The following is a 25,644-nucleotide window of genomic DNA, read 5'->3' on the forward strand; positions in this document are numbered from 1 at the left end:
ATTAAACGTTTTAAATGAAAAGACTTCAAAACTTACAATCCCTGGCATTACGATCAGTAAGAGTAAAATTTGTTACTAAAAAGAAGCCCCATTTCAATAATAAAATGAGGCTTCGGAGTAAATGAAAAACAAGGTTTCTTTAAAATGCAGTTCCGGCTGCGTCTTTTATTTCTTCCGATAATCTTTTTCTTTCGCGGAGCCTTCTCCGGGCGATCACCGATTTTCCGCTGAGCAGCCGTACAAACCTCGCAGTAATACGTTCCCTTCCGAAATGATGGGTAAGAACGTACACCAGAATTCCGAAGCCTGCGACAACGATGTAGCCGAAAATCTTTTTATTGGCTGCAATAATCGCATTCAGCTGAATGGTTTTCAGGTTGGCGGCTACATTCTGGGAAGTGACCGTCATGCCGTCCATGTAGACCGCAAGATTTCCTAAACTTTCAATCTGGAACTGATACTGGAACCATGAGAACAAGGCTGAGAATAAGCCTACCGTAAGGAAAGTCCTCCAGACCAGGGCAAGCCCGATGGCTGCCAGCATATCATCCATCTCCAGCTTATCCAGGGTATAGAACCAGACCGAGATAAACAGGGCAGTCATTCCGAATCCTTTCAGAAACAACGGCAGGTACCAGTTATCATAACTGAATTCCAGCACCATGGAAAAATACATGATGACCGAATAGCTCAGCATTGCTGCAAATCCGGAAAAGATATACATTTTTAGAGGTTTCTCTTTTTTAAACCAGAAGACGGCAATGGTTCCGGCCAGCAGAATCCCGGGAATCATCATCAGGTTCAGCCGGGCATTGGTCAGCTGATCGTACCCGAGAACACCCACCGCAAAAATATTCTGAATAGAGGCTGTCGCCATGAACATTCCGAGACAAAGCAGCATGAACAGTCCGTGCATGACATTATTTCTTGAAAAGATCTTAAAAGACAAATACGGTCTTTTCAGATGGGTCTGCCGGGTCACCAACAGGGCAAAGCTTACGAAAGCAGCAATACCCGCATTGATAATCTTTGTTGAATTCAGCCAGTCCTGCTGTTTTCCGAAAGCAAAAACATAGGCCGAAAACATAAAGGTCGACACAAAAAGCAGAATGCTCAGCCAGTCGATGTAATGCAGCGGAACCTTCAGGGCAAAATATTGGTTATGCATAAAAATCCACTGGATTAAGGCCAGTACGAAACACAGTACGGAGACGATGATGAAAAACTGCTGCCAGTTGTACAGCACAGAAACCTCAACTGCCCAATACCCAGCCAATTGATTCAGCACCAGCACAAAAGCATAAAACACCCCATAAAACATCCCCCGGTTTCCGATCATCGCCATAACGGGTAAAAACAGTTCGATGGAAACGATCATTTTACAGAATCCGATCAGCACGGAACTTCCGATGATTACCGCCGGTTCTGAGGTCGTGGCATTGATGTAATTCAGAATTCCCAGAAGCATCAGGACAAAAGTGATTTTATCCCGGATCTTAAACCGCATTTTCAGCCTTAAAACAATCGGCATGGCGGCTCCCATCCCGATGGTCGAAGCGTAATTGGCCCAAATATAATATTCTGAAAGCGCACCGGTTCCACCAACCATATAGCTGATGTTTCCCGTATACACCCCGCCCAGCGGCATGACCACCGCCATAATCAGGACGATCAGGAAAAGCTGGACGGGTTTTGGTACCCAATCGTGGTATAATCCTTTGTTGTACATACTATTTTTGTTGTGAATGGTGAATGGTCAATTGTGAATTTAAAATTGACCATTTACCATTGACAATTGACTATTTTTTAATATTTACATTAATGTTCATCCCGGCGCTCAGCTTACCGATGTCTTCTTTTTTATTGGCCGCGGTAAATTCGATGCGCACCGGGATCCGCTGCTGGACTTTAATGAAGTTTCCGGTAGAATTGTCCGTAGGAACACTGGAATACCGCGAGCCGGTAGCGGCAGAAATCGCGGTTACCACTCCTTCAAACTGTTTTCCGCCTAAAGCATCGGCGGTCATCATCATTTTCTCACCGATCTTCACATTCGGCATCTGGCTTTCCAGGAAATTGGCCGTCACCCATTTCTGTCCGTTCAGTACAATGGTCGCCACCTGCTGTCCCGGCTGGATCAGCTGTCCTTCGGAAATGGTTCTTCTTCCCATCACCCCATCGTAAGGAGCAGTAATGACCGTATATGAAAGATTGATTTTTACCATATCCAAAGCGGACTTTGTTCTCTTAATCTCCGCATCGATGATCCCGAATTTACTCTTCACCTCCGTGGTGGAAAGGCTGGCCGATCTTTTTTGGCTGACTAAAGTTTCATAAGCCGCTTTCTGTGCATCATATTCGGTTTTCACCTGGTCGTACTGCTGCCGGGTTACGGCTTCGGAAGCCAGCAGGTTTTTGTAACGGCTTAAATTCTGTTCGGCATTCCAAAGGCGGGCTTTGGCACCGGCCATGTTGGATTCCATGACATTCACGTTGTTGGAAACGGTATTTACGGATGATCTGGTTGCCGCACGTTGGGCCAGGGCGTTCTGATACGCCGCTTCCGCCTGTCCGATCTGCGTCAGAATCTCGCGGTCGTCGAGGATCATCAGCGTATCGCCTTTTTTTACTTTCTGATGCTCGATGAATTTAATTTCTTTAATATAAGCGGAGACCCGGGTATTGATCGGATTGATGAACTCCTCTACCTGCGCAGCTTCCGTATAAGTTTTATCGCCGATGTGGAAGTACCGGGCAATCAGCCAGTACAGGCCGAAACCGATCACGGCAAAAACGACGATGTTGGAAACAACTGCTTTTATTTTATTTTTCTTTCTTTCTTTTTTGTTGGCTGCGCCTCCGGTTTTAGCGGGAGCCTGTGGTGTGGGTTGGATATTCTGTTCCTTGTTTTCCATTATTTTGAGTTTTAAATTATAGGGTTCCGGTAGATTTCAGAAGATTATAGTACTGGTAAAGCACGTTGATTTCAGCATTGGCATAATCCAGCTCCGACTGCAGTTTCTGGTTCTGGGCATCGGTCATTTCCGCCTGTACGGCCAGCTGGTTGAGGTATTTGGCTTCGGTAATCTTATAGTTTTCTTCCGCCAGTCTTTTAGCATCATCCAGAATTTCAGCCTGCTGTATCGACTCCTGGTATTTTACATAAGCTGCATTTACGGCCATATCCACATTTTGCTGCGTCAGCGTCAGGGCATCACCGGCCTGGTTCTTCTGGATTTCTCCGAGTTTTACCCTTTCTTTCGTTTTGTACAGATTATCAATATTGTAACTGATGGAAATCCCGGTCTGCCACCCTCCGGAATACATATCCAGAACCGGATTTCTTGTCGTGATGGGGCGTTGGACCGAATATCCCCCAAAACCTGCGATGGTAGGCATTTTATCTGTTTTAATAATATCGATGTTCTTATCGGCGACGTCAATATTGGTTTTTGCCGATTTTAACAACGGGTTGCTTTCATGAGCGAGGTTCATATAATACGGCATTCCGATTCCTGCCTCTTTGATGTCCAGGCTTTCCACGGGAACGATTTCGGTATCTTCCGGTAATCCCAGAGCCAGATTCAAATTGTAATTGAGGATCTTTCTGTTATTGACCAATGTTAAAATTCCCTGATCCAGATTCTTGATCGCCAACTCGCTACGGATGACTTCATTCCGTGTCACCATTCCCTGCTGATAAAATTTCCGGATATTTTCCAGCCGTTCCTGTGCCAGTTTTTTATTGTTTTCGAAAACTTTCTGCTGATTGATCATTTTATACACATCCAGATAGTTGGAAATCACCAAAAATTTCACTTCCTGTTGGTTCTTTTCCAGATCCAGTTCCGAAAGCTGTTCACGAAGCCCGGCCATTTCTATGGTTCGGTTGACCAATCCGCCTTTAAAGATCAGTTGGGTAGCCTGAACCGCATAGGAGCTTCCGTAATGCGGCATCGGAATATTGGTGGAATTGGAGAAATCTTTGTCGATGGCTACGGCATCACCCAGATAAAACTGGCTGGTCGAAGCGGTGATCGCAGGAAGCTTCTGTAGTTTGACAATGTTTTTATTCTGTCTTGCAATGTCGATGTTCCGTGCCGAAACTTTCAGTTGCTGATGATTCTGTACGGCAAGTTCGGCTGCCTCACCGGCGGTCATCTGTTTTATTTCCTGTGCAAAAAACAGCGCAGGTAATAGGGCTATCACGAGGGATAGCGCTGTTTTTATGTTCTTAACCATTTTACCTTGTTTTACAGATACAAAGGTAGGGCGGTAAAAAGCTCAAACAAATGTTTAAGAATTGGAAAAAGATGTTCAGATGTAAGATTTCAGCTTTCGAACTGATTCCTGTACTGTGAAGGACTTTCGCCCAGATGTTTTTTGAAAAAATGGGAAAATGAGTACTGATCGCTGAAACCGAGCATGGAAGAAATCTCGGAAACAGGCTTTGTAGAGGAATTCAGCAGTACTTTTGCCTCATTCATGATGATCAGGGCAAGGATCTGGCTCGCCGGCTTCCCGGTAATCTCCTTCACGACCGCCGAAAGATGTCTGCTTGTCATGGATTGCCGTTGGGAATAGAAATCCAGGCTGCGCTCGGTATGGTGATATCTGGCAATATCATTCAGGAAAACGAAAACAATTTCCTCCTGTCTCGACATCTGGCTCATGGAATTATTGTCTTCCCTGGAAATAACGCCGGCCATCTGGTAGCAGAATACGGAAAACAGATGCTCTACGATTTCTTTTTTATAGGTCATTTCAGTCTCCGAATTCAGGATGTATTTCAGGAAATTCACACTTTTCCAGACGACTTCCATTTCAGCAGGCTCAAAAGGGACCCCGATGTTCATCTGCTGCCTGAAATATCGATAGGTAATGAGACGGTTGAACTTCAGTGATAAAGCCGAGATGAATTCTCTTTTGTAGGAAACCATCCGCGACTGGAAATCTTCGCTGACAGAAATCATTTCATAGACCGTCTGCGGATCGGTGACCATAAACATATTGGCAGAAAGCTCAAGATCCCGGAAATGCTGCTTGAGCTTAATGGTACCGGTCTTTACAAAAATAAAAGCCGGATTATCAGGACGGAACGGCTTATCGACCGCAATACGTTCGAAAATATTGTGTTGCGTAAAAATCTCAACGCCGAATTTTTCCAGGACAGACATAAGACAAATGTAAGCAATCTCTTCAGCGATTGCAAAATTTTATTATTTTAGCGGTTTCCAAATGACCGATATGAGAAAGATCGATTTACTGTTTGCAGAATATGCCGAAAGCCACAGGAATGCTACCAATAAGCTGATCCACTGGATCTGTGTCCCGTTAATTTTCTGGACCATCCTGGGCTTTATTTCCATGATCCCGTCCAAGTCCATCGGTTTCCGGTATATCGGGGAAATCAGCTATGTAAGCTTTATTGCCATCGGACTGGTTACCCTGTTTTACATGCGGCTTTCCGTTTTAATCAGCGTGATCATGTTTCTGGTAATGATCCTGATGGAAAGTTTTGCCTACGGAATCAACATCCGTTTCAAAGGGGATTCCTGGATGGTCTATCTTTCCATATTCATTGCCACCTGGATTTTGCAGTTTTTCGGTCACAAGATCGAAGGGAAGAAGCCCTCTTTCCTGAAAGACCTGCAGTTCCTGCTGGTAGGACCGATCTGGCTGCTGAGCTTTATTCTGAAGAAACTGGGGATCAGGTATTAAAGCCGGAAGATGGGTGCCGGATGCTGGAGGTTAAATACTGAATATCAGAAAATAAGGTTTTATCATAACTTTTAAACCGTGAGTTTTAGAAATATTTCCCGTCTCCTGTCCTATCAGTCTTCCAAAGCGTAAACGGCAAAACTGGCCAGCCAGTGGTCACCCCCGTAATTCCCCTGGAAAAGCAAAGGCAGCCCATTATTTAAGAACTTTGCAGCTGTTTTCTCAAATTCGCTTTTCAACCGATGGTTTGTGGGAAGTGATTCGGCAATTCCTTTCATGCACCACGCCCGGGTAAAAGACAGACCGACCAGGTGAACCGTCTGGTAATCTGAAAGATCGCTCACGACCGGAATTTTTTCAATATTTTCAAGGCTTTTTTTCTCATAAAATTTATTCAGCCAGGAAACAAATTCTTTCTGCGGCAATACCCTGCGCATCAGGTCGGCAATTTCCAGGCTTGGCGAAAAGAAATCCGATCCGTCCGGTTCCAGGTAAGCCGGGGTTTTGGTATTGTTCAGATAAAAATATCGGGCCTTTTCTATAAGCTGTTTTTCAAACTCTTTATCACCGGTGGCTCTGGCCCAGTCCAGCGCGAAAACCATGGCAAACGCCGTGTTCGGATGAACGCCCGTCCGGTTGGGATACGTCTGTTTCGGTAGAAAAGCTTTCCAGGAACTCAGGATCTTGTCGGTCAGCGGCTTCAGGTTCTGATGCCAGATTTTGGCTTTCGGATGGTTCCAGGTTGCCAGTTCCTCATCGAGCTTTAAGAGCCACGCCCACCCGTAGGTCCTTTCAAAAGTCCCGGTTAACTGATACTTGATGAAATAATCAGCCTCGGTCTGCAGATTTTCTTTTTTAAAGGAATTATCAAGGATCGCTTCGATGTCTTTCGCCACGGACAAATCGGGTTTGGTCTTCAGCAGTCGCACGAGCATCCAGTGCCCGTGAACCGAACTGTGCCAGTCGAAACATCCGTAAAAGCTGGGATGCAGGTCTTTCGGACTCAGCGGAACTTCACTGGCCGTATTGATGATATGTGCCGTTTTATTCGGATATTCCTGAGTGATGCAGTGCAACGGTTTCTCAGAAAGCTTTACCGCCATCTCGTCGGTAAGTTTGGGAATTTCCTGAGCGAACATCAGAAACGGAGAAAACACAAAGGCTAGAAGACATTTTTTCATGTTTTAAAAATATAAAATTATTATAACTTTATGCTGATACAATATTTATCCTCTTTAAAAGTTTATTTGGAAAGAGTTGTTCAAACACAATTTTTGATATTACTGATAAAAACTTTTATTCATGAAAAAATTATTTTTAGCCTTATGCTGCTTGGTTCTTATCTATTGTAAGAAAAATGAACCCCAGTCCCTAAATGCCAATTCCGTAAATATTCTTCAGCACGATAAAGTAGATGCATCCATCAAATTTTCATCAGAAAAGACGATACGTGAAAAGACAACTACCATTTCAAAGAAAGTCATTAAAAACGGGAATATGAAAATTCAGGTTGCGGATATCAATAAGATTCAGAGCCAGATCAGCATCCTCCTGAAAAATAACAAGGCATATATACAGAAAGAAGAATTTCAAAATACGGATGTTGATGAAAACCTGGATCTGACCATCCGGGTTCCGTACCAAAATTTTGATTCCCTGATCAATTCATTTTCAAACGGCATCGGCTCCGTTCTTTCCAAAAACATATCGTCTGATGATGTCACGGAGGAGTACACCGATGTTTCAATCAAGCTTGCCAATAAGAAGATCTACCTTGAAAAATACAGGGAAATGCTGAAAAGCGCCAAAACAACAAAGGATATGCTGGAAATCCAGGAAAATATCCGCGATTTGGAAGATGAGATCGACGTATCGGAAGGGCGGCTCCGTTTTATCGACGACCGCGTAAACTACAGCACCCTCAACCTGAGCCTGTACAAGGAAAAAGTAAGAAGCTCAGCGACATCACGAATCGGTTTCGGAAGCCGGTTCGGCGATTCCTTAAAGGAAGGCTGGAACAGCTTTGTCGAATTCCTTTTAGGCATTATTTCGTTATGGCCGTTTCTTCTGCTGGTTCCGGTAATCGTGTTTCTGTGGAGAAAATGGAGAAATAGAAAAAAGTAATTTACAGAACGGCTGGAAGAGGGATGCAGGGTGCCGGAAGTTTTTCTCGCAGATTTTGCAGATTAATTTCAACAGAATAAGCTCTCTATTAAAATAAAAATCAACACTTTAACAAGATACGCTGTAAATCGGCTTGAGATTTATTTAACGCAAAGTCTTTACTTTTCGGATGCATATTCAAAGGTAGTAAATAAGAAATCAGCAAGCTGATTGCTAAAGCGTACGGATTCGCTTCGCTCAGCAAATTTATTTTCCTTAACCGCCTAAAACCAGCGGGATGAGACCTTCATTTTTATGTCGAAAAATTCCTTAAAAAAAAATTACGCCATCTGCAAAATCGGTGTGGGACTATTTGAAAACTATTTCCCCAGTACAAACACCGCCGGAATCTTATGCAGTTCCGGTTTTTGTTTCTGCCATTCCTTAATGGTTTTCGTTTTGATAAATTCGTGTTCGGGATCGTTGATGTTTGCGGCGATACAGAGTTTGGTATTCGGTGAAAGAAACTTCGTGAGGTCTTCGAAAAGTGCATTGTTGCGGTAAGGGGTTTCCATAAAGATCTGGGAGTAGCCTGTTTTCTGCACCAGGCTTTCCAGTTGCAGGATCTGTTTTTTCTTTTCCCCTTTCTCAATCGGAAGATAGCCGTTGAAGGTAAACTCCTGCCCGTTGAAACCGCTGGAGATCAAAGCCAGAATGATGGATGACGGACCGGAAATCGGTACGACACGGATGTTTTTTTCATGACACCACTTTACCATCAGGTTACCGGGATCGGCAATACACGGCAGCCCCGCTTCAGAAAGCAGCCCGAAATCCTGACCTTTCAGCATCAGCTCCTGCGCTTCGTTAATATCGGCGTTTTCCGTGTATTTATCAAGGAGAAAGAGTTTCAGATCAGATTGTTTTTTATCAGGTGCGAAAAACTTAACCACCTTTCGGGCCGTTTTTTCATTTTCAACGAAGAAGTAGTCCGTCTGCATGAGGTAATCTTTAATAACAGGCGCAAAGTGGGTGATGGAGGTGTTTTCCGAGAGATAAGCAGGAAGTAAAAAAAGCATTTTGATATAATTTTTATTTGAAATAGAATGGATGGATTGTTAAGATAAGATCTGTCCGGCAATTTTGTTGCAGCCTCCTTCCAAAAGCTGAAAAACATTTTCAAATTCGTCTGCTCCGCCCCAGTAGGGATCCGGAACCTCGGCATTTTCATGATCTCCAAGAACTTCCAGGAAAAGCGAAACTTTCTGTCTCTGCTTTTCGGTACGGGCTTTTGACACCACGTCCGCCATCACATCGATATCCATACAGTAAATTTTATCGAACTTTTCAAAATCCCCGGCTGTAATTGGCCTGGATCTCTGCTTTGAGATATCGATTCCGTGTTTTGCAGCCGTTTCAACAGCTCTTTTATCGGGATGTTTGCCCTCGTGCATAGAAATCGTTCCGGCAGAATCGATCAGAAAGCCATCAGGAACCTTTGTCTTCATAATCCCTTCGGCCAGCGGACTCCGGCAGATGTTTCCGAGGCATACCATTAATATGTTCATTGTTCAAATTAATTAAGCTACAAAGCTAAATAAAAAATGGAGAATAAAATTATTCTCCATTTCTATATTGATAACAGGTATTCTTACTGTCTGATTCTTTCGCCCAGTTCTTTCACATATTTCTTGATCTCCTTATCGATCTTTGAAACATCTTTAATCGTATCGCAGGCATACATAACCGTTGAGTGGTCCTTCCCTCCCATTTCAGCACCGATTTTGGTAAAGGTGGAATTGGTAAGTTCTTTGGAGAAATACATCGCCAACTGTCTCGGAAGTGCAATTTCCCGTTTTCTGGTTTTGGATAAAAGCTGCTCTTTTTTAATCCCGAAATAATCGCATACCACCTCCTGGATATAAGGAATATTGATCACCTTTTTCTGGGTAGCGGCAATTTTGCTGATGGTCTCCTTCAGTAACTCAAGGCTAAGATCCGTTTTATACACGGTAGAATAAGCAATCACTGAATTAATAATCCCGATCAGCTCCCTTACGTTGGTTTTTGCTTCTGCTGCCAGAAAATCGAGCATATCATCAGGAAGAACGATTCCGTCCCTGCTCAGTTTATCGATAATGATTTTCTTACGGGTAGAAATGTCCGGTGATTTGATCTCTGCAGAAAGCCCCCATTTGAAGCGGGAAACGATCCGGTCCTGGATGTCCATAATATCAGCCGGCGCCTTATCGGAAGTCAAAATGATCTGTTTTCCGTTCTGGTGCAGGTGGTCGAAAATATGGAAGAAACTGTCCTGGGTTGCCGATTTTCCGGAAAGGAACTGGATATCATCGATAATCAGTACATCCACCATCTGGTAGAAATTCGCAAATTCGGTCTGTTTATGAGCCTTTGCAGCAGAAATAAACTGCTGGATAAACTTTTCTGAAGAAAGATAAAGAACGATCTTATCCGGGAACTGGCTTTTTACTTCCAGACCTACGGCCTGGCCAAGGTGGGTTTTCCCGACTCCGTATCCTCCGTATAAAAATAAAGGATTGAAAGCCGTGGCTCCGGGTCTTTTGGCAATCGATCTTGCTACGGTAGCTGCAAATTTATTGCTTTCCCCTTCTATATAATTGTCAAAAGAAAAATCTGCTTTCAGGTTGGAATTAATATTGACCTTCTTGATTCCCGGAACGACGAAAGGATTTACGATATTGGATGAAAAGCCTTGAGGCATCGTCTCCTGCACTTTCGGTGTAGGCGTGCTTTTGCCTTTCATATTCATGGTAATCGGCTTATCCAGACCCGCAGGTTTGTTTTCGATTACGGAATACCATAATTTCACTCCTTTTCCGATATTTTTTTTCAGGGCAGCCGAAAGGAGGGACAGGTAATTATCCTCTATATATTCCTTGTAAAAATCACTCGGAACGATCAGGGTAAGGTTGTTGTCCACCAAAGAAAGCGGCCGCACCTTATCGAACAAAAGATCGAAAGATTTTTCAAGTTTTTTCAGGTCAGAACTATCTTCAGCTGCGTTGAGATTATCGCGCATAAACTGAAGGCACCTCTGCCATATCATCATTAAATTTTCATCCATAAACTATGCCCCGATTAATTCTTTGTTAGTACTCTATTTAGAAGGAGGACAAAGGTCCATAATTTTTATTTCAAAAAAAAATTTTGCACTTATTGATTATTTAAAAATATATTTGTATGTATAAATAGGCCTTAAAAATGATACACACAAAACACTCATTACGAGTACGTTACGGAGAAACAGACCCAATGAAATACGTTTATTACGGCAACTATGCAGAGTATCTCGAAATCGGCAGGGTAGAACTTTTCCGCAGCATCGGAATGTCGTATAATGAGATTGAAAATCAAGGAATTTGGCTGCCTGTTTCAGAGTATAAAATCAAGTACCTGAGACCTGCTTTTTATGATGAAAAATTGGAAATCCATACCTATGTAAAAAAAATTCCGGGCGTAAGGATCGAATTTGAATATGAAATTTTCAATGAGCAGAATATAAAAATTACGGAAGCCTCCACTACCCTCTTTTTCCTGGATGCCCGGACCAATAAAGTGGTAAAATGCCCAGACTACCTGATGAAGCTTATTGAGGCCCACTGGAATAAGTAATTTGAGCCCGAAGCAGAGAACAGTACAAAAGCCGGAAAAGAGAGGCTGATGCCGGAATTTTAGCCGTTAGAAAACACTGAAAAGAAAGAATATACTTACCTTGCATTCTTTTCAGCATATGAATTTAAAAGAAAGATTATGAAGATTGCATTTTTAGGCCCGTACGCCAGTTTTACCCAATTAGCCGCCAGCCAGCTTTTTCCTGTCGGAGAACTTTTGCCGCAGGCCAACATCCTGGACTGCTTCAAAGCCGTTGAACAGGGAGAAGCCGACAAAGCCGTCGTTCCGCTGGAAAATTCCATTGAAGGCACAGTTTCCCTGACTTTGGACTACCTCTATAAAACCAGGGATATCAGAATCGAAGCGGAAGCAGTAATGCCCATTGCCCACCATCTGATGGTTCATCCGGACTGTGACATTGATAATATAGAGAAAATTTATTCCCATCCGCAGGCACTGGCGCAAAGCTTTCATTTTCTGGATTCCCGGTTTAAAGGGATTCCGAAACAGGAATATTCCTCCACGGCGGCGGCGGCAAAACACGTTTCCGAAAACCCGGAAAGAAGCCTGGCGGCAGTAGCCAACCAATTTGCCGCAAATCTGTACGATCTGAAGATCATTCACCGGGATATCCAGGATATTGAGCAGAATCATACCCGATTTATTATTATCTCTAAACAGCAGGAAGAATATACGAATGACGATCTCGAAGTTCTGGGCGAAAAATCGGGATTGCTGATTACCCTTCCCGAAGACCACGCCGGAGGGCTCCACCAGGTACTTTCGGTTTTTGCCTGGCGGAAAATGAATCTCAGTAAAATAGAATCAAGAACCCTGAAAACGGGGCTTGGAAATTATTTCTTTTTCATTAATGTCGTTGGCCGTTGGGAATCTGCCATGCACTACCACGCCCTGGAAGAATTGGCAGCTTTGGGTACCCATACCGGTTTTTTAGGAAATTATAAAGAATTTCTTCTGAAAAGCTGACAGAATTATGTACCATTAATTTATTAATCCCTGCTGATTCAGTATCAAATCCAGATAATTCAAATTTTTAAGTATAATCTGCTGGAATTGCTGAATCCTTTCACCATCCCATAAACAGGCAAAAGAAGAACCTTCTCTTTTTATATTTCTCTAATTATTGACAAATTATATTTTTTGAAAATAATTCAATATAAACACAATATTTAAATAATATTTTCACTAATAACGTTAAAAAAACAAAAAAAATTTAATTTAAATTAGCCTTCTGCATGGTATTTGATGCTATATTTGTGAAAAACTATCTGAGAATAAACCTCTAACTAAATTAAATTTTATGAACATGAAAACTAAAATTTGCAGTGCCGTTTTAGCACTAATGGCACTTCCTTTTGCGGCCCAGAGTGGTGCAGTAGGTATTAATACCACCACTCCGCAGGCAACCCTGGACATAAACGGAAATTTAAAAATCAGGCAGGCTCCTACCGCTGCGTCCACTACAGGATACCAGATCCTGGCCATCAACCAGAATACGGGCGGTGATTTTGAAGTATCACGATTGAATCCGCAGCTTATTGCGGACCTTGCGACTTCCGGAGGAACAACAGGCGTTGCCGCTTCGGTGTATGCTGCCAGAAAAACATCTGGGGTCACTCTGGTATCCGCTACTGTTTTCCCAACGGGTTTTCAGTCTGTAAATTTCATAAACGCAGAAAGAACAGTAGGAGCTTCTGCAGTTTTTACAGATACTGACAACACTTACAATGTACCGAGTACAGGCATTTATGCTATGGGATTTTCTTTCCGTTACGGCACTGGAATTCAGGCAGCTTTATTAGCGAATGCTCCGGGAGTAGGGATTGTAAGAACCAGGAACGGAGTATCCACACTGATCGACAGCAGATCATTCAGCGGAGCGAATTTAGGACTTCTCAGCCTGACGATTTCGGAATCCAGCGTGAATTCCCTCTACCCTTTACAAGCAGGGGATAAGATTTCCTTCGGACTTACAGGATCATCATTACTGGACGGAAATATCCTGGGTACCAGTACAAGTTCCTTCTATATTTATAAAGTATCTAACTAAAATTATCTTATTAAAATAAATCTTATACAATCTATTTACTAACCGTGTTAATCACTATATCTTAATTTTAATCCACTATACCAGGTATAGTGGATTAATTTTTTACCGATGTAAACATTTGACTATATTTGGTAGACCAATGATCTGAAATGACGTATGCAATTATCATTATCACCCTGCTGGCCCTCTTTATCTTTACCAATTACAACGGAAGGATCAGAAGACTGGAACGGGAAATTGCCGAACTGAAGCGGAAAATAAACGAGGATGTTTTTTATAAGCGTCCGGACACCGTTCGGCAACCCCCTGAAACTGCTGAGACTACCGCAATACAGGAAACTCCGGTATCCAGTTCGCCCGGGCCCGCGGATGATAAACAGCATCCTAAACAGGACGAAGACCGGCTCTCACCGGCATTTGAATTCCTGAAACAGAATGCTTTAACCATCATCGGAATTTTTACGCTGGTGCTGGGCATCGGTTATTTTGTAAAATATGCCCTGGACAAAAACTGGATTGGTGAAACATCACGCGTGGGAATCGGTGTTCTGGCAGGTACAGGAATTATAGGTCTGGGACATTTCCTGAGAAAAAATTATGCTGTATTTGCTTCCATCATTACCGGAGGAGGTATTGCCGTCCTGTATTTCACGATTACCATCGCCTTCCGGGAATACCACCTGTTTTCTCAGATGTCTGCCTTCGGGATCATCTGTTTTATAACGCTGATCTGTATCCTGATTTCATCCTTTTACAACAGTGAAACCCTGAATGTTTTTTCATTGTCCGGAGGTTTTCTCGCTCCCCTGATGATCAGTTCCGGAGAAAACAATTACCTTTTTCTCTTTTCATATCTTACCATCCTGAATATAGGAATGCTGGCCATTGCTTTCCTTAAGAACTGGAAGCGTGCCGGTTGGATCTCTTTTCTGTTTACAACCGTTTATCTGGCTTACTGGACCGCGGAACACGCGGAAATGCGAAGTGTATATTTTTATATCATCACTTACCTTGTTTTTTATCTGTTTGCCCTACGGGATTATAATAAAAATAACCTCCTGCTTCCGTATGATATTTTGATGCTGGTACTGATTAACTTTACGAGTATTACCGGACTGGTTTACCTCTTTGAGACCCTGAGGTACGAGCCGGTGGTTATTTTCCCTGTTATTTTTGCGCTGGTGAACCTCAGCCTGCTGTACCGGGAATACGCCCGCAGGAAATTCGAAATTCCCTATTCCGTTTTTGCAGGGATTGCAGTAAGTCTTTTTACCGCAGCCGTTGCCTTGCAGTTTAAGACGCATCTGATAACAAGTCTCTGGGCAATCGAATCAACACTGATGCTGTTCATCTGGAAAAGGACTCAACTGAATATCTTTAAACGCTGTTTTTATATCCTGTTTCCCCTGGTCATCATGGCCCAACTGATTACCTGGACCGGATATATTGATACTAAAAACCTGGCCGTTGTTTTCAATCCGGTATTCCTGACCAGTGCCGTTACGGTAACTGCCACTTTCGTGAATCTAATCTTACTGAGAAAACTGGAGGATTTCAAGGATGAGAAAACCGGTCTCTTCAAGAATATGTTTGCGGTAGTGAGCTACGGGGTCATTTACATAGCGCTTCTGCTGGAAATTGTTTACCACCTTTCAGAAAAGCCATGGATCGTGATCTTCAGTACGGCCATGCTGTACAGCCTGTTCTTTATTTTTATTATCCTGCTATTCAGGAGAAAGCTGGAACTTAACAAAATTCTGGAAGTAATTCTCCTGTATATATTTTTTGTATTGATAATCATCAATACGTTAATTTCCGGTTCCGGGATCATTTCAGATTGTTTATCGGGAAAACTGCCTTTCGCCTATTATCCTGCTTACCTGCTGTACTGGATCCCGTTTGCTGTGATCATGGCATCCCTTTTAGCCAAATCCGATTTTTTTAAAATCAAACTTTCTTATTGGGCCGTCTTACTTACTTTCACCGTTGCAGTGAGTGGTGAGCTATACCATATATATATAATGTCCCGTGCCGGTCACTTTTCTGATATGGCTCCGCTGACGAAACATTTCAGCCTGCTTTACCTTCCTATTATATGGGCCGTGCTTGCCAGCCTCTTCCTTTACAAAGGACTGAAAAGCGGAACAGCGGAATATAATAAAGCCGGCTTTGTGCTTATCTCCCTAATGATCTTCAAGCTTTATGCTTATGACGTCTGGGAAATGGATAATGTCTCAAGAATTATCGCATTCATCATGCTCGGAATTATCCTGCTGTTAAGTTCATTCCTTTTTCAGAGGGTAAAAAAAATCATCCGGAATATGGTGGAGAGAAAAGAAGAAAATACGGATCCCGGAAATACATTTCCTTAAAACGTATTTCTCTGATTTCTATATTATCATAAATTTCATTCCCGTTTTCCAAAAAATAACTATATTTATCACGTTTTAATCATTGCTTATTCCTAAACCATTATGAAAAAATTATTCTACTCTTTTTTACTTTTGTCTTCGGCAACGCTGTTTGCACAGAAGAATGCATCAACCCGGTTTGCCGTTGCCAATGATGTGGTCGGAACGGTGGATATGTTCAACAGTACAAATCTTAAAGGTTTTGTACAGAGTTCACGTACTTTCAAATCTGCGGCAGAACTTCCTCAAAACCTGAAAAAGTTCAATGCCATCGCGGGAAACGGATTGGTAGAATACAAGCTGAAACCGGGATTGGGTGCTCTGGACCGGTTGCCGCTGTCGGATCTTAACGCACAATACAATCTTGAAAAAAATACGCCTGTCCTGATTGACGGATACGAATTTGCCGATACGGACATGAAAGTTTTCGGAGACCTGCTGATCGATGTTCAGGTAGTCGATAACAAAGGAAGCAAGGCCGTGTCCATTACTACAAAAAAATAATTCTTACAGTCATACGTAAAGCAAAGGATACTCCGCAGAGTATCCTTTTAATATTTATTGTTCCATTTCTTTTTCAGCTCGTCGTAGATTTTCTTTTCGGTGGCATTGTTTCCGGGTTCATAAAGCCGGGCATCCTTGATTTCTTCCGGCAGGAACGTCTGATCTACAAAATTACCGTCATAAGAATGGGCATATTTGTATTCTTTGCCATAATCGAGATCTTTCATCAGCTTGGTCGGTGCATTTCTGAGATGCAGCGGTACCGGCAGATTCCCCGTTTTCTTTACCAAAGCCAACGCTTCGTTGATCGCCATATAGGTAGAATTGCTTTTGGGTGAAACAGCCAGATACACCGCCGTTTCACTCAGGATGATTCGCGCTTCGGGATTCCCGATAACATTCACCGCCTGGAAACAGTTGTTCGCAATGACAAGTGCATTCGGATTGGCCAGACCGATATCCTCCGATGCCAGGATCAGCATTCTTCTGGCGATAAACTTAATATCTTCCCCGCCGGCCAGCATTCTCGCGAGCCAGTACACGGCACCGTTGGGATCGCTCCCCCGCATGGATTTAATGAATGCCGAAATAATATCATAGTGCTGTTCCCCGTTCTTATCATACAGCGCCATGTTTTCCTGAAGCACTTCCAGGACATCTTCATTAATGATCTCAGTTTTCCCCGAATTCTTAAACTGGTTCAGCACCAGCTCCACAGAATTGATCAGCTTCCTTGCATCGCCGCCTGAATACTGGATAAAGGCCTCTTTTTCGGTAATTTTAAAAGAAGTGTGCTCATCCAGGTTGTATCTTCCGGAAGCAGTATCGATCAGTTCTTCCAGCTTTTCGTAAGTCAGTGCTTTTAAAACATACACCTGGCTCCTGGACAGCAATGCCGAAACCACTTCAAAGCTGGGGTTTTCCGTTGTGGCCCCGATCAGGACGATCCAGCCTTTTTCCACCGCATGGAGCAGGGAATCCTGCTGGGATTTATTGAACCGGTGAATTTCATCAATAAACAGGATCGGTGATTTCCCGGAAAACAGGTTTTGCTTCTTCGCATCTTCAATTACGTCACGGACATCTTTTACACCTGATGAAACCGCCGAAAGCTTGTAAAACTTCCGTCCCGAGTTCTCCGAGATGATCTCGGCCAGCGTTGTTTTTCCGGTGCCCGGCGGTCCCCAGAATATCATGGAGTTCAGGGAATTGTTCTGCATCATTTTCCTGATGGTCCCTCTCTCGCCCGTCAGATGCTCCTGTCCGAGCACATCGTCCAGCATTTTAGGTCTCAGTTTTTCAGCTAATGGAATATTTTGATTCAAAATTTTAAGATTTAAGTATAATTAAATTAAGAGCAACGTTCAAACCAATAAAGATTTTCCGGATTTATCCGGTAGGATAAATAAATCTGCAAACGCCAGAATTTCTCCGGTAAACAGCCCTTCAATGCACTTAAAGTTCTAACAAATTTAAACTAATTTTCAATTTTTTACCCTATTTTTGCATTGTTTTGAAACTTACATTCAACAAAATAATCACTTTCCCTTTGGTAATCTTTATCCGGTTTTACCAATGGTTTATTTCGCCGCTGCTTCCCAAAAACTGCCGTTATCAGCCTACATGCTCCCATTACATGATACAGGCGCTGCAGGTTCACGGGATTTTCAAAGGATTGTGGCTCGGTGTAAGAAGAATTTCAAGATGCCATCCGTGGGGCGGAAGCGGATATGATCCGGTACCGCCAAAGAAGTAATATTTAAACAAACAAACTATTAAAAAAATAGCAATGAGCAATATTTTTTTCAGAATGTATCTCGTCATTTTTGCGCTGATTACCCAGTGTCTTTTTGCACAGAACTATTCCGATGGCCTGTCCGACGGAACCCTGCACGTTAATTCCACGAACGTTCCCGTTAAAATCTATTCCACAACAGAAGTTCAGGACCTCAATGAATTTGCAGATAAACCGATTAAAGAAAATGTATTGGTTATTCTCAACGAAACCAACTTTGAACCGGCTTATGTCAATTACAGTACGGCAACTTTAGCCAAATATAAAATGGTTCATTATCAGTTTCTGGATAAAAACTTCAGACTGATCGACACGCCGGCAACCAATGACAATGTGGGAACTTTCAGATATGCCGTAAAAATCCGGAAGCCGATCACAGAAGCCGACCAGGTGAGCCTGGATACGCCTTTCAAAATCTGGAACCCTTCAAAAGGCATCGAACTTGGCCCGGTGACCCTTCATTTTTACAGCCTGATGTTCATTTTTGCTTTCGGTTTCGGTTATCTGCTGATGAACAGGATCTTCAAGATCGATAATGTGAACCAGAAATACCTGGAGCCGCTTTTCACATGGACCCTGATCGGAACCATCCTCGGAGCAAGAATGGGGCACGTTATTTTCTACCAGCCCGAACTTTTCAAAGAAGATTTCTGGAGTGTGTTCCTGCCCATCAGCACCAAGAACGGATTGAAATTCACCGGATTTTCCGGACTGGCCAGCCATGGGGCTACCATTGCCCTGATCCTTACCACTTTATATTATTCATTTAAAATCATCAAAAAGAATCCGTTCTGGGTGTATGACCGTTTGGGAATCGTGGTTTCCCTGGGCGGCGCTTTTGTACGGTTAGGAAACTTCTTCAATTCGGAGATCATTGGCAAGCCAGCTGATCCCAACTCCCCCTTTGCCTTGCTTTTCCCGCAGCAGAGCAGCGAATACGGCGTAACGGTTCCGCGTTATCCGTCACAGCTCTTTGAAGCTTTCGGCTACGTCTGCCTTTTTGTGCTGCTATGGATCCTGTACAGAAAAACCAATAAAAAATACCAGCAGGGATGGCTGTTCGGATTATTCTTCATCATTCTTTGGGCCATCCGGTTCTTTGTGGAATTCCTGAAAGAGCCTCAGGGCGACGAATTCATCCAGTTCGGCGGACTGAATACCGGCCAGGTCCTCTCCATTCCTTTCATGATCGCCGGTGTTATTATTATGATAATTTCTAAAAAATTCAGAATTACCCAGGCAGAAAACGAAAAGCCTGAGTAAAAATTGATTCAAAATAAAAAAAGGCAAGTCTGTATGATGCAGGCTTGCTTTTTTATTTACAATAGTCTTAAGTAAAAGAAGAATCCGGATTAACAGGTTGAATATGATCTATAATGTTGTCTTAAAGTCCCGAAAGGACGGCTTTCTATAGAGTGTGATAAAATCCTATCCGCAGCGTGAATCATTTATCCATTCTGCCAAGAGGAATCTATATAAAATCCTGGCGGAATAATTTTAACTTTATTTTAAATCAATTAAACAACCGAATATAAGCCATATACTTTCGAATTCATCTTAGGATTAATAATCAGTAAAATCGGCTGAGCCCTCGTTCTATTAATATTTCAGCGTTATAACGATCGTTACAACGCTCTCACCACCAATTCATTCAGTTCAGTAAACACCCTTCCGAATTCATGGATGACATCGGTTGGAAGCATCGATTCTTTCGAATACTTTTCGGAAGCGAATTCTGCGGCCCGGCCATGGAACCAGACACCTAAAATAGCGGCTTCTTCCTGGGTATAGTTCTGTGCCGAAAATGAGGTGATGATTCCCGTCAGGATATCCCCGCTCCCTCCTTTGGCCAGTCCGGAATTTCCCGTAACGTTGTAATAGACCTTTCCTTCAGGCGTTACCACCTGGGTCCGGTGGTCTTTCAAAACAATATAAAGATGATGTTCTCTGGCCTTGGTTTTTGCGAGCTCAACCCGTTCAAAAGAATTCCCCGTAGCTCCGAACAGCCTTTCGAATTCTTTGGGATGAGGCGTGATGACGGATCCTTCAGGGATCAGCTTTATATTTTCAGGTTCCTGTGAAATCATGTTGAGCGCATCGGCGTCCAGAATCAAAGGTTTTGCGTGTGCTTTTAAAAAGCTGAGGAAAGTTTTTACCGTTTCTTCATGGGTTCCGAGCCCGGGCCCTGCCCCGTAAACAGCCTGGTCATCTGCTTCAATATGATTAATAAACTCCGTCCCGCCTTCAAGGAACATCGCTTCAGGATTGGAGGTCTGTAAAATCTCGTAACCGCATTTCGGAGCAAGGGTGAATGTAAGGCCGGCCCCGGTTTTCAGGGCTGCTTTTGTTGACAAAACTGCTGCTCCCATTTTACCATAGCTTCCTCCGATAATCACTACTTTTCCATAGGTGCCTTTATGGGAAAATTCCTGTCTCGGCTTAAAGATCTGCTTCACCGCTTTATCGTTGATCACAAAATTTTCCGTTTCCGTTTCGGCAATGTAATCCTCACTGATCTGAATATCCAGAATCCGTACTTTTCCGGCATATTTACCGGTTTCGGGGTGGAGAAACGTCTTTTTCCAGAACTGGAAGCTGAGGGTATAATCGGCTTTAAAGACAGAGTTCCCTTCCGGAGAAACCGAATCGGCAAAAAGTCCGGACGGCAGATCGATGGAGATTTTGATATTGGCGGTCCTGTTTAATAATTCGACCAGGTCTTTGAATTCTCCCTCCAGAGGTCTTGATAATCCGGTACCGAAAAGCGCATCGATAATCACCGTCCTGCTGTCGAAACGGTAGTCTTTCGCTTCCCTGAATTCCCTTACCGAAATCCCGGAAATTTCCTTCAGCTCCCTGAAGTTGTTTTGGGCATCGGGAGAAAATTTAGCTTTTGAATTGGTAAAAACATCGATATCAAAACCTTTCTGATACAACATCCTGGCAATAGCGAAGCCATCGCCGCCATTATTTCCGTTCCCGCAGAAAATGGCAAAATTCCGGTGGTTCTTACAGTTTTCGGAAATCCAGTTGACGCAGGATTCTGCAGCCCTTTCCATAAGCTGTATGGAAAGCACGGGCTCATGTTCAATGGTATACCGGTCTCCCCTTTGAATTTGCTCTGCTGTAAAGATTTTCATATCTGAATGCTATTAGTGTTTCCCCAGCAATTTACGAAAACTAATGCTAAAAAAAATTGTCCTATGACATGAATAAAACTACTTTTTTCGAATTATCCGCTAAAATTGTAATCCGGAACTAAAGAATTCATTTTTTTTTGTACCTTAATCCTTTATTTTTCTGAATAATAAACCAAAAAAAATACGTTATGGGATTTGTAAAAGAATTTAAACAATTTGCCTTCAAGGGGAATGTCCTTGACCTTGCCGTAGGGGTGATCATCGGTGCAGCGTTCAGTGCGATCGTAAAATCATTTGTCGATGACATCATTACGCCTCTGCTTTTAAACCCGGCTCTGGAGAAAGCCCATGTGAAGAATATTGCCGAGCTATCATGGAACGGCGTCAAATACGGAAGTTTCCTGTCGGCAGTAATCAGCTTTTTCATTGTAGCCCTGGTCCTGTTTCTTCTGATTACGGCGATCAATAAACTGAACAGAAAGCCGGAACCTGTACCGGTAGTTCCTGCCGGACCAACTGAAGACCAGAAGCTTCTGGCTGAAATCAGGGACCTGCTGAAAAGCAAAAGCAGTTTATAATATGCTGAACCCGAAGTAAAAACCGGATTAAAAGATTGTAAGAGGAAAGCTGGCTGGACGTTTTTTTCAGTAACCTCTGTTTTCTTTCACCGACTGTTTAAAATAAAGAGTATAAAATTCAGGTTAAATAACAAAGCACTTCATCCGAAGTGCTTTGTTATCTGTTTCAATATTGAATTTCTTACTGAATCTGTAAAATGCTGGAGATCTGTTCGGCCAGTGAAAGTCCGATCCGGTCCTGGGCTTCCAGGGTAGCGGCTCCCGTGTGCGGAGTCATGGATATTTTCGGATGGGTAAGGATGTCTTTGGAAGGTGTAGGTTCGTTGATGAATACATCAAGCCCTGCAAACTTCACTTTTCCCGAATCCAGCGCTTCAATCAGGGCTGCTTCATCGATAACGCCTCCTCTGGAGCAGTTGACGATTGCCACGCCATCCTTCATCATCTTAAATTCATTTCTCCCGATCATGTAGCCGTCTTTCTGGGCCGGAACGTGAAGGGTGATAAAGTCCGAATGTTTCAGCACATCCTGAAGTGGTTCCGTTTCGATGTCCACATTGATGAACTGGTTGTTATAGAATTTTACTTTAATACTGGCGTTCCCGACATTGCTGTCGGCCGCGATCACTCGCATTCCCAGGCCTAAGGCGATCTTGGCAACCTCCTGTCCGATCCGTCCCATTCCTACGATTCCGATCGTTTTTTCTTTCAGTTCAATTCCGGCAGAATACGCCTTCTTAAGACCGGCAAACTCGGTATCGCCAACCACCGGCATTTTCCTGTTGGAGTCCTGTAAGAATCTTGCTCCTGAAAACAGGTGGGCAAAAACCAGCTCAGCCACAGATTCTGAAGAAGCCGAAGGCGTATTAATCACATGGATGCCTTTTCCTCTGGCGTAGTCTACATCAATATTATCCATTCCTACCCCGCCTCTCCCGATGATCTCGATTGAAGGGCACTGATCAATAAGGTCTTTACGGATCTGCGTGGCGCTGCGCACCAAAACCGTACGGATCTTATGTTCATTGATATAATCAACCAATTGCTCCTGCGGAACTTTGGTGGTGATTACTTCAAAACCTTTCTCCGTCAATGCATCAATCCCGGACTGGTCCAGGCCGTCGTTTGCTAAAACTTTCATAAAACTTTTTATTGATTTAATTATTAAAAAAACTAAAGATCAACCCTGCTTCCGCAACATTTAATCGTTTAATCTTACCGGTAAATTTTTTATTCTTCCTCTTCTTTGAATACCTCAATCGTTACCTGCTTTTCCACAAGATCGGTAAACCTCCCTTTGTACCGTGTAGCCCTTACCAGATGGTTATCGATCCAGTGGTAGTTCCCTCCCCTCGGTTTTCCGCATAACACGCTGTGGTATTTGAAACCGTGCTTATCCAGCCAGTCGATGGTAATCTGCTTCAGGTTTTCGGTTCTTGAAGTGAAGAAACAGATCTGGTGGCCTTCGTCATACCATTTGTTGATGGTTTCCAGGGCATCCGGGAAAGGTTCACAGGTCACCATTCTTTCCGGTTCTTCATTCGGAACGTCTTCGGTAATGGTTCCGTCGATATCAATTAAATAATTTTTTACGCCGTCCTTCAGAATCGGACTCAAGTGATCTATGTATTCTAATTCCATCATAAAAATTTGAATCACAAAGTTAGGGTTTTTGCCGTAAAGAGATGGGTTAAACTTACTTTATATTAAATTTTTACTCAGAAAATATTTGTTTTAAGAATAATATTTGCAACCCCTCCGTTTTCTGACGATGATACTTCTAATTTCTCTTTTTAAAGGTATAAGAACTTTTTAACCTTTTAATATGGTATTTTTGAGAATTCTAAAATATGAAATCAACTATGAGATTTCAATTGCTGACCTTTGCAATCTGTATCGTAATGATTTTTTTATGCAGTAAAAAAGACAGACCGGAAAAAGCAGTTTCCCATTATTCTGACAGCATCACCATGACCCCGCCTGAAAAAGATCATACTCCGGTCGAAGAAACTGAAGAGCTCGCAAAAACGGAAACCTACCGCTTAATCACCGGATCCCAGGATACTCCCGGAAAAATTAATGCAGATGATATTGCCAAACTCACTGAACCATTAAAAGCCATTGCGGCCTTATACAGCGGCTTGGGAGGTTCCGGCTGCGAAGAAGACAGTTGCGGGCTTACTGCTGCTTTAGGTCTCGGAAAACAAGGTTCCCAGGCACAAAAGAATCTGGTGAGAAAATGGTTTCGGAAAGATGCCGCAGCAGAACAGTTAATTAAACAGGATTTTTACCAAGCACCGAATTCTTCTTCCGATTTCTCGGATTTCCGGTCACTGGCTTTCAGGCAAAAAGGAGATACCGTAACGGTTGATTATAATTTAATGACCTACAGCCATGGAGAAACAGGCTACATCATGGGACCTGACCGGTTCGTTATCAAAGGAAATACGATCAAAACCCTTCACCGGAATATCTGGAAAGACGTAAGGTGATTTTCAACCACTCACAACATGCGGTTTGCCTTTCGGGAAACGGCTTTTTTATTGAAACGAACAGGATTGATCAGCAACAGCTGGCTTCAGCAAACGACAGGGCTACGGCCATTCAAAAAACCATGATGTTTCACCAAAAATTTCCAAAATACATTTATTACACTTACATTTGTAGAAATGGAAGAATTCGTAGTTTTAGTGAATCCCGAAGATGAAGTTCTTGGCCTTATGGAAAAGCAGCAGGCTCATGTCAACGGCCTGTTACACCGTGCTTTCTCCGTTTTTCTCTTCAACCGGAACGGCGAAATGCTGCTCCAGAAAAGGGCTTCCGGCAAATACCACTCCCCTCTGAAATGGACCAACGCCGTCTGCTCGCATCCCAGAATGGAAGAAACTTATCTGGAAGGCGCCAGAAGAAGGCTCAAGGAAGAACTGGGCATCGATGCGGAACTGACTCATAAATTTAATTTTATCTATAAAGCCGATGTCGGCAACGGACTCTGGGAACATGAACTTGACCATGTTTTCACCGGGGTTTTTGAAGATGAATTCCACCTGAATATCGACGAAGTAGAAGAAGTACGCTACATTTCCATGGAAGACCTCGATCAAGAAATGACCGGGCAGCCTGACCATTTTACAGAATGGTTCAAAATCATCCTGGAAGAATACAAACATTATTTTGCAACCCGATGAAAAAATTAATTGCAGCCGGATTTCTTTTTACCGGATCGCTGGTGTTTTCCCAGTCGGTTCCTACAAAAGTCTATGAAAATGAGAACTATTCCATCACGCTTCCGGAAGGCTGGAAAGTAACGGATGACAGCAACATCATCAATATTTTCCCAGGCAACGAAGTCGGCGCCGTCACCATCTCGGAATACCACGGCCTGAACCTTCCGAAAACGGAAACCAAAAAGTTCATCCTGGCCCTTTATCATTCCTCCGATGACGAAAGCAAGATCAGATCCAGAAGCGGAAAGAAAGGCTACACCGAATACCGGTACGAACATTTTGATGAAAAGCAGAAGCTGTTCTGGATCACCAAAGTTCTTCAGAAGGATAAAGACCTGTTTCTCGTCACCGTCAACTGCGGGCAGAAATACTGGAACGGAAATTATGCGAAGCTTTTCAACGAAGCTTTTGACAGTTTTAAAATAAAGAAATAAAAATTA

The 25,644-nt window shown here is 43.0% G+C and carries 25 protein-coding genes; 13 read left to right on the plus strand and 12 right to left on the minus strand.

Features of this window, described 5'->3' with window-relative positions; translation table 11 throughout:
• Nucleotides 1–139: 139 nt before the first annotated feature.
• The 4 genes from CHA01nite_RS12405 to CHA01nite_RS12420 all read right to left on the minus strand — a co-directional run bounded on the left by CHA01nite_RS12405 (nt 140) and on the right by CHA01nite_RS12420 (nt 5,177).
• A complete protein-coding gene (locus CHA01nite_RS12405; protein ID WP_146941795.1) occupies nt 140–1,729 on the minus strand; it encodes an MFS transporter in 1,590 nt (529 codons plus the stop codon).
• Between the two features lie 70 nt (nt 1,730–1,799).
• A complete protein-coding gene (locus CHA01nite_RS12410) occupies nt 1,800–2,915 on the minus strand; it encodes an HlyD family secretion protein (protein WP_146941797.1) in 1,116 nt (371 codons plus the stop codon).
• Between the two features lie 16 nt (nt 2,916–2,931).
• Nucleotides 2,932–4,242, minus strand: a complete 1,311-nt coding sequence (locus tag CHA01nite_RS12415; RefSeq protein WP_146941799.1) for a TolC family protein — start codon at nt 4,240–4,242, stop codon at nt 2,932–2,934.
• A gap of 89 nt (nt 4,243–4,331) precedes the next feature.
• A complete protein-coding gene (locus CHA01nite_RS12420) occupies nt 4,332–5,177 on the minus strand; it encodes a helix-turn-helix domain-containing protein (RefSeq protein ID WP_146941803.1) in 846 nt (281 codons plus the stop codon).
• Between the two features lie 70 nt (nt 5,178–5,247).
• Between CHA01nite_RS12420 and CHA01nite_RS12425 the strand changes: the two genes are divergently transcribed.
• The gene (locus tag CHA01nite_RS12425; RefSeq protein WP_228458410.1) at nt 5,248–5,721 is read left to right on the plus strand and encodes an Mpo1 family 2-hydroxy fatty acid dioxygenase; all 474 of its coding nucleotides are present in this window, start codon (nt 5,248–5,250) and stop codon (nt 5,719–5,721) included.
• 113 nt (nt 5,722–5,834) lie between these two features.
• On the opposite strand, the gene CHA01nite_RS12430 is transcribed toward CHA01nite_RS12425, so the two are convergent.
• Entirely contained in the window at nt 5,835–6,902 is a 1,068-nt protein-coding gene (locus tag CHA01nite_RS12430) for a DUF2891 domain-containing protein (RefSeq protein ID WP_146941807.1), read from the minus strand.
• Between the two features lie 121 nt (nt 6,903–7,023).
• On the opposite strand from CHA01nite_RS12430, the gene CHA01nite_RS12435 reads away from it, so the two are divergent.
• Nucleotides 7,024–7,845, plus strand: coding sequence for a DUF4349 domain-containing protein (locus tag CHA01nite_RS12435; RefSeq protein ID WP_146941809.1), 822 nt, complete (start codon nt 7,024–7,026; stop codon nt 7,843–7,845).
• 359 nt (nt 7,846–8,204) lie between these two features.
• Here CHA01nite_RS12435 and CHA01nite_RS12440 read toward each other — a convergent pair whose 3' ends face one another.
• The 3 genes from CHA01nite_RS12440 to dnaA form a co-directional block, all read right to left on the minus strand.
• A complete protein-coding gene (locus CHA01nite_RS12440) occupies nt 8,205–8,903 on the minus strand; it encodes an SAM-dependent methyltransferase (protein ID WP_146941811.1) in 699 nt (232 codons plus the stop codon).
• 39 nt (nt 8,904–8,942) lie between these two features.
• On the minus strand, nt 8,943–9,392 hold the full coding sequence (locus CHA01nite_RS12445; RefSeq protein ID WP_146941813.1) for a low molecular weight protein-tyrosine-phosphatase: 450 nt from the start codon (nt 9,390–9,392) through the stop codon (nt 8,943–8,945).
• Nucleotides 9,393–9,475: 83 nt separating this feature from the next.
• Nucleotides 9,476–10,930: a chromosomal replication initiator protein DnaA gene (gene dnaA, locus CHA01nite_RS12450; RefSeq protein WP_146941815.1), complete on the minus strand. Its 1,455-nt coding sequence runs from the start codon at nt 10,928–10,930 to the stop codon at nt 9,476–9,478.
• 137 nt (nt 10,931–11,067) lie between these two features.
• Here dnaA and CHA01nite_RS12455 point away from each other — a divergent pair, with 137 nt between their 5' ends.
• The 5 genes from CHA01nite_RS12455 to CHA01nite_RS12475 all read left to right on the plus strand — a co-directional run bounded on the left by CHA01nite_RS12455 (nt 11,068) and on the right by CHA01nite_RS12475 (nt 16,464).
• The gene (locus CHA01nite_RS12455) at nt 11,068–11,478 is read left to right on the plus strand and encodes an acyl-CoA thioesterase (protein ID WP_146941818.1); all 411 of its coding nucleotides are present in this window, start codon (nt 11,068–11,070) and stop codon (nt 11,476–11,478) included.
• 138 nt (nt 11,479–11,616) lie between these two features.
• Entirely contained in the window at nt 11,617–12,465 is an 849-nt protein-coding gene (gene pheA / locus CHA01nite_RS12460) for a prephenate dehydratase (RefSeq protein WP_146941820.1), read from the plus strand.
• Nucleotides 12,466–12,805: 340 nt separating this feature from the next.
• A complete protein-coding gene (locus CHA01nite_RS12465; protein WP_146941822.1) occupies nt 12,806–13,549 on the plus strand; it encodes a hypothetical protein in 744 nt (247 codons plus the stop codon).
• A 149-nt stretch (nt 13,550–13,698) separates the two neighbouring features.
• Entirely contained in the window at nt 13,699–15,921 is a 2,223-nt protein-coding gene (locus tag CHA01nite_RS12470) for a DUF2339 domain-containing protein (protein ID WP_146941825.1), read from the plus strand.
• Nucleotides 15,922–16,023: 102 nt separating this feature from the next.
• Nucleotides 16,024–16,464, plus strand: a complete 441-nt coding sequence (locus tag CHA01nite_RS12475; RefSeq protein WP_146941827.1) for a hypothetical protein — start codon at nt 16,024–16,026, stop codon at nt 16,462–16,464.
• A 47-nt stretch (nt 16,465–16,511) separates the two neighbouring features.
• Here the strand turns inward: CHA01nite_RS12475 and CHA01nite_RS12480 are convergent, their stop codons facing one another.
• Nucleotides 16,512–17,789, minus strand: a complete 1,278-nt coding sequence (locus tag CHA01nite_RS12480) for a replication-associated recombination protein A (RefSeq protein ID WP_146941829.1) — start codon at nt 17,787–17,789, stop codon at nt 16,512–16,514.
• A gap of 188 nt (nt 17,790–17,977) precedes the next feature.
• Here CHA01nite_RS12480 and yidD point away from each other — a divergent pair, with 188 nt between their 5' ends.
• Nucleotides 17,978–18,220 carry a membrane protein insertion efficiency factor YidD gene (gene yidD, locus CHA01nite_RS12485; protein WP_174771824.1) on the plus strand — a complete coding sequence of 81 codons (243 nt, stop codon included), beginning with the start codon at nt 17,978–17,980 and terminating at the stop codon, nt 18,218–18,220.
• 435 nt (nt 18,221–18,655) lie between these two features.
• On the plus strand, nt 18,656–19,522 hold the full coding sequence (gene lgt, locus CHA01nite_RS12490; protein WP_228458411.1) for a prolipoprotein diacylglyceryl transferase: 867 nt from the start codon (nt 18,656–18,658) through the stop codon (nt 19,520–19,522).
• A gap of 362 nt (nt 19,523–19,884) precedes the next feature.
• Here the strand turns inward: lgt and CHA01nite_RS12495 are convergent, their stop codons facing one another.
• Nucleotides 19,885–21,399, minus strand: coding sequence for an NAD(P)H-hydrate dehydratase (locus CHA01nite_RS12495; protein WP_146941831.1), 1,515 nt, complete (start codon nt 21,397–21,399; stop codon nt 19,885–19,887).
• A gap of 188 nt (nt 21,400–21,587) precedes the next feature.
• Here CHA01nite_RS12495 and mscL point away from each other — a divergent pair, with 188 nt between their 5' ends.
• Nucleotides 21,588–21,977, plus strand: a complete 390-nt coding sequence (gene mscL / locus CHA01nite_RS12500) for a large conductance mechanosensitive channel protein MscL (RefSeq protein WP_146941833.1) — start codon at nt 21,588–21,590, stop codon at nt 21,975–21,977.
• Nucleotides 21,978–22,158: 181 nt separating this feature from the next.
• Here mscL and CHA01nite_RS12505 read toward each other — a convergent pair whose 3' ends face one another.
• Nucleotides 22,159–23,118, minus strand: a complete 960-nt coding sequence (locus CHA01nite_RS12505) for a D-2-hydroxyacid dehydrogenase (RefSeq protein ID WP_146941835.1) — start codon at nt 23,116–23,118, stop codon at nt 22,159–22,161.
• 89 nt (nt 23,119–23,207) lie between these two features.
• The gene (locus CHA01nite_RS12510) at nt 23,208–23,618 is read right to left on the minus strand and encodes an LNS2 domain-containing protein (protein ID WP_146941924.1); all 411 of its coding nucleotides are present in this window, start codon (nt 23,616–23,618) and stop codon (nt 23,208–23,210) included.
• Between the two features lie 209 nt (nt 23,619–23,827).
• On the opposite strand from CHA01nite_RS12510, the gene CHA01nite_RS12515 reads away from it, so the two are divergent.
• From CHA01nite_RS12515 to CHA01nite_RS12525, 3 genes are all read left to right on the plus strand, one after another.
• Nucleotides 23,828–24,469: a hypothetical protein gene (locus CHA01nite_RS12515; RefSeq protein ID WP_170234730.1), complete on the plus strand. Its 642-nt coding sequence runs from the start codon at nt 23,828–23,830 to the stop codon at nt 24,467–24,469.
• A 177-nt stretch (nt 24,470–24,646) separates the two neighbouring features.
• Nucleotides 24,647–25,165: an isopentenyl-diphosphate Delta-isomerase gene (idi, locus tag CHA01nite_RS12520; protein ID WP_146941839.1), complete on the plus strand. Its 519-nt coding sequence runs from the start codon at nt 24,647–24,649 to the stop codon at nt 25,163–25,165.
• Nucleotides 25,162–25,638, plus strand: coding sequence for a hypothetical protein (locus CHA01nite_RS12525; RefSeq protein WP_146941841.1), 477 nt, complete (start codon nt 25,162–25,164; stop codon nt 25,636–25,638). Before idi ends, CHA01nite_RS12525 begins: the two co-directional genes overlap by 4 nt.
• Nucleotides 25,639–25,644: the final 6 nt, after the last annotated feature.

Origin of the sequence: Chryseobacterium hagamense, from assembly GCF_007991455.1 — a bacterium.
GTDB classification, from domain to species: Bacteria; Bacteroidota; Bacteroidia; order Flavobacteriales; family Weeksellaceae; genus Chryseobacterium; species Chryseobacterium hagamense.